Raw genomic sequence first — 15460 nt, 5'->3', positions numbered from 1 at the left:
AACAGGACTTATACCTGTTCGCTTCTTTGTTAGAGGAATTCTATAGCGTTATTGAAGGGGGGATTGGTTTAAGAGCATCTCCAATTTGCTAGTTAACTGTTCCTTGTCTTGCTGTGTAGCTAGCATCGTCTCCATTAATACAGGGTCTGATTGAGATTGTTTCTGCAGCGCAGCCAGGTAGTAGAGAGCAGCTTCATAATCATTAGAATCATCAAAGGTAGTGTCTAATCGTGCTTGTAAGTACTTCGCAGCGATTGAATAATCACCTTGATAGTAATTGATCTGTCCTAGAGTAAGTGCAAGATTAGAAGTAATTCCGAATTCACGTCCTTGGGTCTGTGCATCGGGTAAAGCTTCTAAACCCTTAGCTTTAGCAAGGACACGTTGTTCAATTGCAAGTCCCAACTTCCATTGCTCTTTCGCTTTGTTTGGATTATTCAAATTATCTAAGCCATACTGGAAATGTATATTGGCCAATGCTTCAAAATATAAAATTTCCCAAGGGTGGCTGATCAGAGACTTTTCGATTAGATCCAATGCTTGATCGTATTGTTTATCAATCATTAATAGGTCGAGTTTTCTTTGGATGAATGGTTTATAGTTTGGCTCCAGTTGATTCCCGATAATAAGAAGTTTTTCTAATTCGTCCCGATGTTCCGGGCTTCGAGATTGAGAATATAGTTGTACTAATATTTCCATTTTAAGATCAAGGTATTCTGGATGCTTCTCTTTAGAGATTGCACTATTCAAGGGGGTAAAGATTTCTTCGAGAGAAGTTCCTTGTACTGCATTATCCCTTGCCGATTTATATTGATTATTACTTGATAGATCAATCGCCGAGAAAATTAATAAAGTGATGCTACCAATGAGTAAAATAGACGGGTAGGAATAAAACCATCTGTTAACTGAGATCTTACTCTGGAATCTAAATGGAACAAGTTCATTGCCACCTAACATACCCCCAAGGCAGAGGAATACAATCATACCAAGAATTACAAAACTCATATTGAAATCAAGACTGCTATGTACAAGTATAGCAAGAGCTAAAACAAAGAAACTCAGATGAGGGATACAATCCCGCTCAGACTTACGAAGGTAAGATTTTATGAAATGATAGAATACAACCGAAAGTAATATTATTAGCGAGAGAAGTCCAACGACTCCGGTTTCTACTAGTAACTGCAAATAAAAACTATGAGCTTCCTTGCTAGTATAGGGATTGTTCTGATACTGTTCGTATAACGATTTCCAAGCACCGCCACCGGCGCCAGTTACCGGATAGTCTTTCCATAGCCGAATAGCATCTTGATAGAAGGTGCCTCTTTCAAGCACACTGTTCTGATTGATATTGATGCTGTCGATTCGAGATTTAATATTATCTGGTAATAGGTTTGTAAAACCTGTATTAGTGAAGAGTAGTAAAGCTAACAGGCCACCCAATACTATACCTATTGCTGGCAAATGAAAATTAGAGAAACGAGATGATTCCCATTTTACGGTTTTAGCTTCTAACCTTATTAGAAGATACTTATAGATCAGTAGAGAGATACCGGTAAACAAGACGCTAAATACTAATAGGACCACCCAGGCAAGAAATGCCTTCGCGGGGCTAAAGGATACTTGTAAATCAATACCCTCATTAAACAAGTAACTTGAAATTATAAATGATATTATCACTGCTATAAATGTATAAATAACAAATAGTAATTGCTTTGAGAACTTTAAGAAAGGTAGCACAATGAACAATATAAAAGGTAATACCACGAATGCGCCACGCGAAGCTGTTAGGATAAAGGAAACGATTAAAGGAACAACGAAAATGGAATAAACAACTAGGGACTTGATCTTACGTGTAGACACCATAGCTAGAAGAGTAATTATCATGATACCCATTAGTAGCGCAGCATAACTGTTCGGGTATTGGAATACGGATGTTAGTCGCGCATCCACTCCTTGATTTAATACAGCGTCACGATATATATTACTAACCATTCCAGGCGTTTCGGACCAATTAAATATGCCCCAGAAGGAGGCATCACCGAACCAGTTAGCTAAGCCGAAGATTACCAAGATGTAAGACACCGAGAGAAGAATTTTGATTAAGGCATTTGCACCTTTAAGATTAGTGGTTAAGAATAAAGCAATTAGAAAGCAAGCAGCATATCCGAAATGGATCTGAAAGCCAATAGAGGAACCATGGGAAGATGCGGGAGAGACCATTGATAAGGCGTAGGATATCGGCAATAAGTAAGCAACGAAGTGTACGATGGTAATTCGTGAGTTATAAAAACCTTTTAAGTACATTGTGCCAGAAACAACTAATACAAGGAGTAGGGATATACAAATAAACCATGCATAAATGGGACCTTCGAAAATGGATTGTTCTCCTTGAAATAGTGCTCTCTTAAATGAAAACAATAAAAGAATAAGAAAGATGGAGCCGAAAAGAAAACGATGGTACAAGTTCATAGTATTTGATTGATTTGTGGAGCTGTATCTTCGTTGCTTCTTAGACATTCCGTTGATCCTCCATTGGAAATTTAGTCAGGATAAGTTTATCATAGAAGAGTGAATTGGGAAAACTTTTCAAGGTAGAGCATATCGGATGAGCCACTAATATAAATAAACTTGTCGTTATATGTTAAATAACAGTATACTTGTATTAGAAGAAACGATTGAACCTATTGATCAGAGAGCAGGTAAATATGGTAAATTTTTCATTAGTTGGTTGCGGATTTATCGCGCAGAAACACTCAGAAGCGATAGCGCGGATTCCAACAGCACGAATATACGCTGTATGCGACAAAATACAAGAAAACATGAAATTATATCAAGATAAGCATAATGCGATTCCCTACGAAGATTTTGATGTTATGCTTCAGGATGAGAAAATAGATGTGGTTAATATCTGTACGCCTAGCGGAACACATGCAACTCTGGCGATTAAGGCAGCAAATGCAGGTAAACACATCATATTAGAGAAGCCAATGGCGCTATCCGAAAAAGATGCCAGAGATATATTGAACGCATGCGAGAAGAATAAGGTTAAGCTGGCCGTTATTCATCCTAATCGGTTCAGACCGGCTTTGATTGAGTTGAAGAAGCTATTGGATAAAGGGAAATTCGGGAAAATTAGTCATATCAATGCAACAGTAAGATGGAACCGAAATAAGGAGTATTATGAACAAGCGCCATGGAGAGGAACAAGGGTAATGGATGGCGGAGTGCTGATGAACCAAGCCATCCATAACCTTGACCTTCTACTCTGGCTCATGGGGCCGGTTGGTGAGCTTCAAGCATACACGGCAACACGATTTCGTGATATCGAGTGCGAGGACGTAGCCGTAGCCGTGGTTACTTTTGAATCAGGAGCATTAGGAGTCATTGAAACAGCAACTACTGTTTATCCTAAAAACCTTGAAGAATCTATTAGTATATTTGGTGAGAAGGGGACTGCTATTATCCGAGGGACGCATGCTAATAAGTTCGAACATTTGGTGATAGAGGGTTTATCAGATGACGAAACGAAAACCATAATGGATATAGGAGAAAAACAGCAAGAAAAGTCAGGTCATGCATGGATTATCGAAGATATGATTGAATGTATCAATAATGACAAACAGCCTATAATAGGCGGTCAAGATGGACTCAACGCGGTAAAGTTGGTTAATGCGATTACCGAGGCAGCGGAAAGCAAACGGCCTGTTATATCTACTACTAATAAAAGGTGACTGAGATGACGCAAAATATTCAATTGATAGACTTGAAACGACAATATGAAAGCATAAAGGATGAAATCAGAACATCGGTGTTCGATGTTCTTGATAGCGGGAATTATATATTAGGACCTCACGTCCAGAAACTCGAGCAAGAAATCGCTGATTATTGCGGGGCTCAATATGCGATTGGAGTGGCTAATGGTACAGATGCGCTGTTACTGAGTTTAGATGCTCTAGGTATCGGTCCAGGCGATGAGGTGATAACAACACCCTTTACTTTTTTTGCAACCGCAGAAGTAATCTCACAATTAGGTGCCATTCCGGTATTTATCGATATCGATCCTAAAACTTATAATATAGATTGTTCCAAAATCGAACATTCCATTACCGAGAAAACTAAAGCCATTATCCCTGTACATATATTCGGACAACCAGCCAATATGGATGAGATCTTATTGCTTGCAGATAAATATAACCTGCATGTCATAGAGGACGCGTGTCAAGCTATTGGATCAGAATATAAAGGGAAAAGAATAGGCTCTATGGGAACGGTAGGATGCTTCTCGTTCTTCCCAACCAAGAACCTCGGAGGGTATGGGGATGGTGGCATCATTGTTACCAATGACGAGCAACTGGCCAAACGATTAAGAATCCTAAGAGCGCATGGAAGTAATCCGAAGTATTATCATTCCATGATCGGCTATAATAGTCGTCTTGATCCTTTGCAAGCCGCGATGCTGTCCGTAAAATTAAAGTACTTAGATGGCTGGAATACAAGAAGGAAAGAGTTGAGCTTAAGGTATAACGAAGCGCTTAAGGATCTTCCTATCACGTGCCCCTATGCAGAGGATGATCGCAGACATGTATATCATCTCTATATCATTCAATCCGATAATAGGAATGAATTGATAAGTTATCTAGAGAATAACGGAGTAGCATCGGGTGTCTATTATCCAGTTCCGCTACACAGACAGGAAGTTTATTCGGACCTTGGGTACCAGGAAGGTAGTATGCCGGTATCGGAAGAAGCATCCAAACGGACTTTAGCATTACCATTGTATCCGGAAATGACAGATGGAGAACAGAATTACGTAATTAGTATCGTCCGGAATTTCTTTGAGAAGAAGGTGAGTCAATGAGCGCGGTTTCAGCAGAACAACTAGCAACTGCTTCACTGGCGGATCAGTTGATGCAGAAGCTTGCCGAGAAAACGGCTGTAATTGGCGTAGTTGGCTTAGGGTATGTAGGATTACCGTTAGCCGTCGAGAAAGCTAAAGCTGGATTTCGCGTAATAGGTTTCGATGTTCAGTCCAATCGAGTAGATATGGTTAATCAAGGGGTTAATTACATCGGCGATGTGGTTGATTCAGATCTAAAGACTATCATCAATGATCGATTACTTAAAGCCACTACAGATTATTCCTTCATCGATGAAGTTGATGCGGTTGCCATCTGCGTTCCAACACCGCTTGATCGTTATCAACAACCGGATACAAGCTACGTGGAGTCCTCAACGGAAGCCATCATGAAGCATCTCAAGCCAGGAATGCTTGTAGTGCTAGAAAGTACTACGTATCCGGGTACGACTGAAGAAGTCGTTAAACCGATACTTGAAAAATCAGGGCTCAAGTGCGGCGTGGATTTCTTCCTCGCCTATTCGCCTGAACGAGTGGATCCGGGCAATAAGAGCTTTAATACGAAGAACACTCCTAAGGTCGTTGGAGGCGTCACGCAACGTTGCACGGAAGTAGCCGCAGCCATGTATGGGGCAGTGTTAGAAGGCGAAATTCATCAAGTCTCAAGCCCAGCCGTTGCCGAGATGGAGAAGATCTACGAAAATACGTTTCGTCACATTAATATAGCCCTTGCCAATGAAATGGCTATCTTGTGTAATCGTATGGGCATCGATGTGTGGGAAGTGATTGACGCAGCGAAGACTAAACCCTATGGATTCATGGCGTTCTACCCTGGTCCTGGTCTTGGCGGGCATTGTATTCCGATCGATCCATTCTATTTGACATGGAAAGCACGGGAGTATAACTACCATACAAGGCTGATTGAGCTAGCTGGCGAGATTAATAATGCGATGCCTGAGTTTGTTGTAGAAAAGATGAGTCACATTCTCAACATGGATCGAAAAGCTTTGAACGGTTCGAAGATCGTTATCGTTGGCGTTGCGTATAAAAAGGATATCGATGATTATCGGGAATCGCCAGTACTAAAGATCATAGAACTTCTTGAGTATAAAGGTGCAGAATTAGTTATTTGTGATCCATATGTGAAGAGTTTTAAACATAATAAGAGGGTTTATGAGACGGTTAATGTAGGAGCTGATGATTATGCAACTGCAAACCTTACGCTGATTACAACCGATCATTCTAACGTAGATTATGAATCGATCTTGCGTTATTCAAAGAAAATTCTCGATACCCGAAATGCTTTGAAGCATCTAAGTCCAAGTAAGGACAACTATTTCCGTCTGTGAAAGGAATAGACATGAAAAAGATCGTAACTGTAGTCGGGGCTCGCCCTCAATTTATTAAAGTTGCACCAGTCTCGAGAGTATTGAGAAAGCAATATCATGAAATAATTGTAAATACAGGGCAACATTATGATGCCAATATGGCAGATGTTTTTTTTCAGCAATTAGACATCCCATTGCCAGATTACAATTTGGGTGTAGGCTCCGCGACACACGGAAAACAAACCGGTCAAATGTTGCAGATGATCGAATCCGTGCTTATAGATGAAAAGCCGGAGGCAGTGTTAGTATATGGGGATACTAACTCAACTCTTGCTGGAGCGCTTGCAGCATCCAAGATGCATATTCCAATAATTCACGTTGAAGCCGGATTAAGAAGTTTTAATAAAAAAATGCCGGAAGAAGTCAATCGTGTTATGACGGATCATATATCGACGTTACTTTTTGCTCCCACGGATACTGCAGTGTCCAACCTTTCAAAGGAAGGAATTGTGAATGGGGTTTACCAAGTGGGCGATGTAATGTACGATGCAATGATTTACAATATCGAGTTGGCACAACAACGCTACTGTATCGAGGATTTTGGATTGAAATCGAAGCAATATTATTTATCAACTATCCATCGGGCTGAAAATACGGACAACAGGGATTTGTTGAAGAATATATTGTTGGCATTGTCAAATTTGAATGTCGATGTTATACTTCCGCTTCATCCTCGAACAAAAGTAAAAATGAACGAATACGGCTTAGGAAATATTCTAGAATCATCAAATATTCGTGTAATAGAGCCAGTATCTTATTTAGAAATGATTTTATTGGAACAGCAAGCGAGAGGAATTATTACAGATTCGGGAGGAGTTCAAAAGGAAGCATACTTCTTGCAAGTTCCATGTTATACATTAAGAACGGAGACGGAATGGGTTGAGACGGTTAATTGTGGATGGAACCAATTGCTCCATCCGGACACTCCCGATCTTGCCCATGCTATTTTAAGAGAATGTGAACGCCCATATATCCCAAATCTGTTCGGTGACGGGAGAGCTTCAGAAAAAATAGTTAGTTCTATTCGTACACTTTGGAGAACTGAATAATAGACATGCTACTTCAGAAGTATAGTTAAGTGTCATCAGCCACTTGAGTTGACGGTCAATCCGAGACCACCAATTCCAGTGGTTTTTTCAATTGATACTGGCTCAACGATCAAGAATCGTTTAATGTAATGTACTGGTGTTTAAGTAATAATTTTTCTCTACCCACCAGGATGCGACTTTAGGCTTGGGCTTTACTACGGACGACTTGTTACTATTCAGATCCCCTCAAGCGAAACTTTCAGAACAGCATTCCCTTCTTTAAATCAGCTCTTGCGGTATCGGATTTTGGCGACATTGTCGAATAAATGATGCGAGTGACCCTTTTGCCTTATGGCCTATAACCGTTAATCGTACGAACGGCTCGTTTTAAATGACTTCGCCTTTGTAGGCGAGCCCGGCGACAAGGGTCTTCATGTTGTTAGGCATTGCGTGATCCCCAAAATTATTTGAACGTCTCTTAAGGCAGCCCACGAGCGTGTCAAATCGCTCATTCAGAGTTAACTCTACATAGAATATAGCCCTCGAAAATCGAGTACTCTGACGAAATGTACGCAGTAATGGTAAAATCCCCATAAACAGCAATTGAAAATTCCCCACTTGAGGCCGACATACTCTTCGAGCAGAGAGTAAAATGGTCAAGAATGGGGAGCACTTCATGATTAAAGAAATGCATCAAAAATGGATGAGTATTTCTCAAATTGCGAACGAGCTCGAAGGGGGCGGAAGACGATTCGCAGTTGGCTGAAAGAGAGTGAAACCGAAACGTATCAACGCCAACTGACGATTAAACCTTGCTTGCTGGAACCGTTCAAAGATTGAGTGAACGGCGCATGGAAGTTGCCTCAAAGCTGTCGTCCTCTTCGACGAGATCAAGGCGCAAGGCTTCGCCGGAAAAACAAAAATGCTGCGTCACTTCATGAGTCCGCTTCGCCCAGTTGTTATCTCGCAAGCGATTGAGCGCTATGAGACGCCACCGGGATAGCAAGCTTAAGTAGGACTGGGGGCTGTTCAAAGCCAAGTGGAATGGCACCTATAAGCGTTTATATGCTTTCGTTATGGTCTTGGGTTACTCACGTATGTTGTATGTGGAGTTTACTGAAAACGAGCGGCTCGACACGTTAATGGGCTGCCATCTCCGCGTCATACAGTACTTCAGCGATCGTACACAGACCTGTCTGTATGACAACATGAAAACGGTCGTTTCCGGGCTAGATGCCCAGGGTGAGGTGGTATGGAACGAGCGGTTTACTAAATTTGCAAATCAACATGGCTTTGTCTTGCGCCGGTGTCGCCCCTATCGCGCTCGAACCAAGGGAAAAGTTGAAAGTGGCGTGAAATATGTACGCAGGAACTTCTGGCCTCGCGTACAAACCTTCACGGATTTACACGATCTAAATCTCTCCAAGCAAGAACACGGATGGACAAGACAGCGAACGTGCGGGCCATTTTTCTGGGACCGCTGGGTGTTGGGAAATCGCATTTGGCTGTCGCGCTAGCCTACGAAGCACTACAGATGCGTTACACCGTGTACTTCGTAACTGCGCATGATCTGGTTCAGAGCTTACAACTGGCGCATCAGAACCATACGATTAAGTAGCGAATGCGGACATGTACAAAGCCGGACCTGCTCATTATTGCCGAAATTGGTTACCGAAAAATGGATGGCACGGCTGCACATTTCTTTTTCCAGATTGGAAAGGATAAATCATTATATCTTAACTAGCAACAAGTCGTTTGGGAGCTGGGGTGAGATCTTCGGAGTTTCCGTGTTGGCCACAGCAATTCTTGATCGTTTGTTGCAACACTCCAGCACGATCAATATTAAGGGTCAAAGTTGCCGAATTAAAAAGAAGAAAAAGGCAGTATTTTTAAAATCGGAGCCCAAGAAGAAAAGAAAGTTTATGGATATTTTTCAAATTCCCTCTCGGGGGGTGGATATAAACCCTTGAGTGAGGAATATTCAAGTGTTGATAATGAGTAAAATTCATTTGCTGTTGACAACGGGGGCAACAGAGAATAATGCTGTTGCCCTTCAATGACAATAATTCCGTCAGGTTCTGGACAGAATACACCGTAGATTTCCGGACATTATGCGGCGTCAGTAACAATATGAAACAGATCAAGCATGATGAAGGGTAAAAGAAGCAAACAGTTAAATATATAAAGGAGAGTGGGAAATCGGTAGCAGAGATCGGACGTGAGTTAAATATTAATGCAAATATTTTATATGGCTAGGAGAAAAAGTATGGCAGTGAGCCGGAAATCGTTGCTGTACAAGCGCTAGTCCCAGAGGATTAGAGAATAAAAGAGATGCAAAAATATATTCATAATCTCCAAGAGGAGAACGAAATCTTGAAAGAAAGCGATGCACTTCTTCGCGAAAGACCGTCGGTAAAATATATGTTCATCTACGAACACCGCTCCGAGTACCGACTAGAAAAGATGTGCCGTGTAATGGAAGTGTCTCGAAGCGGCTATTACAAATGGCTAGGACGCTCTGAGAGTGAACGCGAGCGTCAGCACAAGGAATGGACTGAACAAGTCAAGGAAGTCTACGACCAGAATCGGCAACTATACGGAAGTCCTAAGATAACTGAGCGAAAGCATCAAAAAGGCATCACAGTCTCACAGCGTACCGTCAAACGCATTATGAAAAAAAACGGGATCCGTTTCGTTCAAGACCGTCAAAAAATACAAGGCTACAACCAACTCTAAGCACTCCCTACCGGTTCAAGAAAACGTAATGAACAAGGAGTTTACAGCAAGTAAACCGAATGAGAAATGGGTGACTGAGATTACATATGTCTCCACCGATGAGGGTTGGCTTTATTTGGCGAGCGTAATGGATTTGTACTCGCGTGAAATTGTCGGTTGGCATATGAGTGAGTGGATGACGAAAGAGCTGGTATTTCAGGGTTTAAGGCAGGCTCATGGCCGAAAACAGCCAGGAGCAAGATTATATTGCACCACTCGGATCGCGGAAGCCAGTACGCATCTCACGATTACCAGAAGTAACTCAAGATTTATGAGATGACAGGTAGCATGAGTCGTAAGGGAAATTGTTACGACAACGCTTGCATCGAGTCGTTCCACAGCGTTCTGAAGAAGGAACGAAAAAGAGTATCTTTGAATACATCGAAGTTTTTTACAACAACCAACGTATCCATTCTGAGATTGGATACCACACGCCTTCTGATTACGAACGTATTTACCCTCGTCAGGCAGCGTAAGAAAAAATCTGTGTCTACTATCTTGACAGAGGTTCAATTATGAGCTAATTGCAAAGTTAACCAACGTTTTTGTCAATGAAAAGATAGCGTGAGCACTCAGTTAAACGTTTGGAAGCAGATAAAGAATATGCTACTGCAGTACGGACAAATTCGAGTGCTACTGAAAATCGAATGAACTGGCTTGTCTGATTGTCTAGAAGGGAGGATATAACATGATGATTAATAACATGAAAAATGCCAGATTCGCAAGTAGCCGATGTTTACGGATCTAGACTGTACATACATTGTGATGATAGCGTTGAGCTTATCAACAGGTTTTTATCGGTAATATTTTCGGGCTACTCTGCCAATCCAAATAGAGAATCCATGGCTTTTTCCGTCATGGGGTAAGGAATTGTTTGGAAGTAGAGCCTATTGAATATTAATCATGATACCCAAATATTCGATTTAAGTCATGCCCCCCTAAATTTCTAAAAATCTCATCTACTTTATCACTCCAATATGCCTTCCATTCCGTTCTCTTTCCCGACGAAGTAATGGTTTCAGTTGATTTAATAGCCTCGATGTCTTCAGTATTTAAAAGAGAACCATTTCCCGTTGTAAATTTCGCTATTTCCTCGATTACTTGCTTTTTTTTGAAATCTCCGTTATCACCAACAATATCTTCGTAACGAACGGTTAATACATCACTTTCATTAAGCCATCCGAGCATCGGATTAGCTAAATCAAAAAATACACTGCCATCAAGTTCTGCGAACATTTCCATTTGCAGACGCTTGTCATCTAATGAACTCCAGCCTTTTTCTATTGCGGATCCAAAACCATTCTGGGCGGAATATCTCATGAATGATACAAAACAATCCCTTAAATCACGAATCAGAAAAATACTTTTAAAATCAGACGAGGTAGAAAACACCTCTGGGTCAGCAGGCAAGTGGGAAAGCACGTACTCGCCGCTTCTCACTAATTGGATGTAATCTGACAAATTAATTACTTTGTTTTTTTGCGCTAAATTTTTAAGGATACTACTTTTATGATCAAATCGTAAATCGGCAAACCCCCATTTTGCAGCATGGACCCCTGAATCTTTAAACCTTAATCGTTTTAGGATTTCGCCCATCATGTAAGTACCGGCTTTGGGAATGGATAGAACTAATACTTTTTCGGTCCATTCAACATGAGTTGAGTTAAAATAGGTTTTTTTATTTGCTCCGACATATATAGGAAAGTCACTTCCGGCAAGTGCTGAAATAGACTCGTGAATCGTATTTAATTCAGAAAGTTTAATGCTGGCATGGTCCAATTCATTTGAAATCCTCTCTTTTTCGAGAAGCAGGTTAATATATTTAACATTACGAATTAATGTGAAACCTAGTTTGCGGAAAAGATTTTGTATCATAGAAATAACCAACTCCTTATTCGAGAGTTTGTTGTCCTGAATTAACTATGTTAAACCATTTTCGTTCTTTCCAAATAATTAATAATGATTTCTACGGATTCTTCTACAGTTAACCTATCCGTTTCAAGAGTTAGTTCCGGGTTTATAGGCTCTTCATAGGGAGCACTAATCCCTGTGAACTCTTTAATAATTCCCTCACGGGCTTTTTTATATAGACCTTTAGGATCGCGATTTTCACATTCATGAATACTGCACTTTACATAAATCTCAATGAACTCATTTTCTTCGAAGTTGTATCTTACCATTTCGCGGTCATTTCGATACGGCGAAATGAATGCTGATAATGTCATCAAACCTGCATCAACCATTAGCTTTGATACATCGCCTATTCGACGGATGTTTTCTGTACGATCTTCTGGACTAAATCCAAGATTTTTGTTTATCCCATGGCGTACATTGTCTCCGTCCAAGACATAAGTGTGAATCCCTCTTTGATATAGTGCAGCCTCAACTGCAACGGATAAGGTAGACTTTCCGGCACCGGATAAACCTGTGAACCATAACACGGCACTTTTATGCCCTTTTAAGGATTGGCGATTTTTTTTAGTTATTTGCCCATCATGCCAAGTAATATTTGTTGACCTCACCATATCAACCCACCCTTAAACGACAATCTATAAGTTGCATAATTCCGTTATACTACCGTCATTAGGCGTCAGTTCAACATCATTATCAATAAAAATTCGGAACCATAATTCTACATTCAACAACATCCATATAAAAAGGGGTTGATCACCTGAATTCAACAAGTTTTTTAATTCCTTCGGATTAAAAAGTTCTCTTTTCGTTGAACGTTCATCAAGCAAGATGTTCTCAAGTCGTTTTTTATCGTTTCTCATCCAAAATTCAATCGGGGTAGGAAAACCTTTTTTATCTTTTCTACTTATAATCTTTTTGGGAATAATACCTTTGACTGCCTTCTTCAAGATATACTTTGGTTCATAATGCTTTACTTTAATATCCAATGGAATAGTTGCGGCAAACTCGACAATTCTGTGGTCCAATAGCGGAACTCTAGATTCTAGTGAGACTGCCATACTAGTACGATCTTCGACGTGCAGCAAAGCTGGCAAATAGCTCTTCAAATCATGATACAACATCTTATTAAAATTACTAAGATCCTGTCTTTTATTTAAATATTTTAGAAAAGTTTGCTTACTGTCATATGTGACGATTCTTTCTTTGAACTTGTTCGAGACTACGGGGTGTGAGAGATCAATGCGGGTATTCATTTTGGTCCATATATCATTAAATGTTAAATGGGCTGAAGCCTGACTCTCCATTGTTTTTCTCAGTTTTTGAATCGTTCTTTTTATTCCGTGTTGATTAATGTTGTTTCTCAGTATTCTAAACTTAGAGATGATTTTTGGTGTTAATTTTTGACCTTTTAGCTCGGATGAGACGTAATAACGGTTGTAGCCCCCGAATAATTCATCTCCGCCTTGTCCGCCCAAAACAACACGAACATGTTTACTTGCTTTCTCGCTGACCAGAAACTGCGATATCATACCCGGTCCAGCGCAAGGTTCGTCCATATGCCATATTAACTTCGGCAAAACTGTTCTATAATATCCTTCTTCCGGGCTAGCCTCGATATAATTCGTATTCGCATGCTTAGAGACGATCTTAGCATATTTGGTTTCATCAAAGTATTTTGACTCACTAAATTTCCCCGTGAATGTCATCAGGGGCGCGGCGATCTGATTGGATGACAAGCAGCTTACTGTACTGGAATCCAAGCCGCCGCTTAAGTGACAACCAATCTGAACGTCACTTCGTAATTGCAACTTTATTGAATCCGTGAGAAGGTTCTGTAACTCAACAATGTATTCCTTTTCCGATTTATTATTTATTGAATAGTCGACATCCCAATATTCCGATATTGTAAGTCCCTTATTAAGATTGAGAGTACCAAAATGGCCCGGAAGAAGTTTTTTAATTCCTTGAAAAAAAGTCTTCTCGTCCGGTATGTACATAAAATGAAGATAATCTGAAATTCCCTCGTAATTAGGTTCTCGCGGGATAGAATCATCGGCAATAATCGCTTTAATCTCGGATGCAAATACAAAACGAGAGCGATCAAAATAATAGTAGAAAGGTTTAATTCCAATGCGATCCCTTGCGAAAAATAATTCCTTGCTCTTGGAATCCCAAACTGCAAAGGAAAACATTCCATTCAGGTCCTGTAAGCATGCAAAACCCTTTTGTACAAATAGCTGCAATAATACTTCAGTATCGGATTTCGTAATAAAAGTATGTCCTTCTGCAATAAGACGATGTCTTAATTCGACATGGTTATAAATTTCACCGTTAAATGCAATGGTATAACGGCCATCAACCGTTGTCATAGGCTGATGGCCGTTCTCTATATCGATAATACTTAACCTTCTGAAACCTAATCCAAAATTATGATCCGTATAAATTCCGGTATCATTCGGTCCCCGATGAGTTAGTACATCTCTCATTTTAATTAAGTTAATTTCGTTTATTGGGTTTCCAGTAATATCGTATATCCCAACAATCCCGCACATGATTTTTTACCTCATTTATCAGAACTGTCACTTAGATCTTTAAGGAGAGAATTAGAATTTCGACAGGACTCGCTTGATTCCCTCTGCTAAACCAACTTCCGGAACTATACCCAAAAGGTTTTTCATTTTATCCAACTTTGGTCGTTTAACCAGTGTCATTTTATTTGGCAATTCTATGAAGTTCGCATATTCTTCAAGATTAACGTTCAGTTCTGTTGCAACTAATTTTGCAAGGTCTTCAGTTTTTACAAATTCATCCGATCCGATATTTATGATTTCGAATTGTTTAAGATAAATTACCTTTTCAAGCGCTCTTACAGCGTCGTCCAGATGGAACCAAGCCCGTTCGCTACCAACATGTACTTCGATTTGTTTACGGTTGGACAAGCCCTCAATAAACCGGATCATTGCCGAACGATGATCTCCTCGCGTCTCATCTTCATGGTAAAACATGAAGGGCCTCACAGCTACCGCTTTCAATCCATTGTTTAGGGCTTCATATTGAACTAGTTTTTCTCCGAGGTATTTCGTTAAACCGTATCGATTATTAGGTTGAGGTACCGTAGTATCTTCGTCCAAATATCCTTGAATATTGCCATATACTTCGGAAGTTGAGAAATAAACCATCTTGGAGTCAAACTTTTTGCATAGTTGAATGACATTATTTACGCCCACAAGGTTTGTCTCTACAGCTAAACCGCTGCTCGCTTCGCAAGTTACACGACTAACCATTGCAGCTAATAAATAAACAACATCGGGTTTTTCTTTCATAAATACGTCCATCAAATCAATTGCAATATTGATATCCGCTTGGTAATAATCTTTTCTCCAGCCCGGAATAATATCGCACTCAATTACATGATGGTTTTGTTTGCGAAGGTATTTTACTAATTCCTTTCCGATATTTCCTTCCGAACCAATCGCCAAAATTTTCATGAAATATTCCCT

Annotated in this window: 12 protein-coding genes and 1 pseudogene; 8 read left to right on the top strand and 5 right to left on the bottom strand. The window is 40.3% G+C overall.

The genetic code is table 11. The features are described 5' to 3' along the window. Nucleotides 1-48 precede the first annotated feature (48 nt). Nucleotides 49-2517, bottom strand: a complete 2469-nt coding sequence (locus HH215_RS20225) for an O-antigen ligase family protein (protein ID WP_169281535.1) — start codon at nucleotides 2515-2517, stop codon at nucleotides 49-51. A gap of 188 nt (nucleotides 2518-2705) precedes the next feature. Between HH215_RS20225 and HH215_RS20220 the strand changes: the two genes are divergently transcribed. The 8 genes and pseudogenes from HH215_RS20220 to HH215_RS37190 all read left to right on the top strand — a co-directional run bounded on the left by HH215_RS20220 (nucleotide 2706) and on the right by HH215_RS37190 (nucleotide 10522). Then, nucleotides 2706-3731, top strand: a complete 1026-nt coding sequence (locus HH215_RS20220) for a Gfo/Idh/MocA family protein (RefSeq protein WP_169284490.1) — start codon at nucleotides 2706-2708, stop codon at nucleotides 3729-3731. A gap of 5 nt (nucleotides 3732-3736) precedes the next feature. After that, on the top strand, nucleotides 3737-4858 hold the full coding sequence (locus HH215_RS20215) for a DegT/DnrJ/EryC1/StrS family aminotransferase (RefSeq protein ID WP_169281534.1): 1122 nt from the start codon (nucleotides 3737-3739) through the stop codon (nucleotides 4856-4858). After that, nucleotides 4855-6204 (top strand): nucleotide sugar dehydrogenase, encoded by a 1350-nt coding sequence (locus HH215_RS20210; protein WP_169281533.1) that lies wholly within the window; start codon nucleotides 4855-4857, stop codon nucleotides 6202-6204. Before HH215_RS20215 ends, HH215_RS20210 begins: the two co-directional genes overlap by 4 nt. A gap of 11 nt (nucleotides 6205-6215) precedes the next feature. After that, nucleotides 6216-7292, top strand: coding sequence for a non-hydrolyzing UDP-N-acetylglucosamine 2-epimerase (gene wecB / locus HH215_RS20205; RefSeq protein ID WP_169281532.1), 1077 nt, complete (start codon nucleotides 6216-6218; stop codon nucleotides 7290-7292). Between the two features lie 1055 nt (nucleotides 7293-8347). Beyond that, nucleotides 8348-8788, top strand: coding sequence for a DDE-type integrase/transposase/recombinase (locus HH215_RS36105; protein ID WP_217362230.1), 441 nt, complete (start codon nucleotides 8348-8350; stop codon nucleotides 8786-8788). Continuing rightward, nucleotides 8710-8889: an ATP-binding protein gene (locus HH215_RS20195; RefSeq protein WP_169281531.1), complete on the top strand. Its 180-nt coding sequence runs from the start codon at nucleotides 8710-8712 to the stop codon at nucleotides 8887-8889. The genes HH215_RS36105 and HH215_RS20195 overlap by 79 nt, the downstream gene beginning before the upstream one ends. Beyond that, nucleotides 8837-9241, top strand: coding sequence for an ATP-binding protein (locus HH215_RS20190; protein WP_310735491.1), 405 nt, complete (start codon nucleotides 8837-8839; stop codon nucleotides 9239-9241). Before HH215_RS20195 ends, HH215_RS20190 begins: the two co-directional genes overlap by 53 nt. A 211-nt stretch (nucleotides 9242-9452) precedes the next feature. Further along, nucleotides 9453-10522 (top strand): annotated as a pseudogene (locus HH215_RS37190) (IS3 family transposase). Nucleotides 10523-10943: 421 nt separating this feature from the next. Here the strand turns inward: HH215_RS37190 and HH215_RS20170 are convergent. From HH215_RS20170 to HH215_RS20155, 4 genes are read right to left on the bottom strand one after another with little or no spacing between them, the layout of a single operon-like run. Beyond that, nucleotides 10944-11921 carry a sulfotransferase domain-containing protein gene (locus HH215_RS20170; protein WP_169281527.1) on the bottom strand — a complete coding sequence of 326 codons (978 nt, stop codon included), beginning with the start codon at nucleotides 11919-11921 and terminating at the stop codon, nucleotides 10944-10946. 50 nt (nucleotides 11922-11971) lie between these two features. Next, complete coding sequence (gene cysC, locus HH215_RS20165; RefSeq protein WP_169281526.1) at nucleotides 11972-12571, bottom strand: adenylyl-sulfate kinase; 600 nt, start codon at nucleotides 12569-12571, stop codon at nucleotides 11972-11974. 24 nt (nucleotides 12572-12595) lie between these two features. Continuing rightward, complete coding sequence (gene asnB / locus HH215_RS20160) at nucleotides 12596-14512, bottom strand: asparagine synthase (glutamine-hydrolyzing) (protein ID WP_169281525.1); 1917 nt, start codon at nucleotides 14510-14512, stop codon at nucleotides 12596-12598. A 51-nt stretch (nucleotides 14513-14563) separates the two neighbouring features. After that, nucleotides 14564-15448 carry an NAD-dependent epimerase/dehydratase family protein gene (locus HH215_RS20155; RefSeq protein WP_169281524.1) on the bottom strand — a complete coding sequence of 295 codons (885 nt, stop codon included), beginning with the start codon at nucleotides 15446-15448 and terminating at the stop codon, nucleotides 14564-14566. Nucleotides 15449-15460 lie beyond the last annotated feature (12 nt).

Source organism: Cohnella herbarum (assembly GCF_012849095.1).
GTDB classification, from domain to species: Bacteria; Bacillota; Bacilli; order Paenibacillales; family Paenibacillaceae; genus Cohnella; species Cohnella herbarum.
This window is presented reverse-complemented; position numbering and strand designations above follow the sequence as displayed.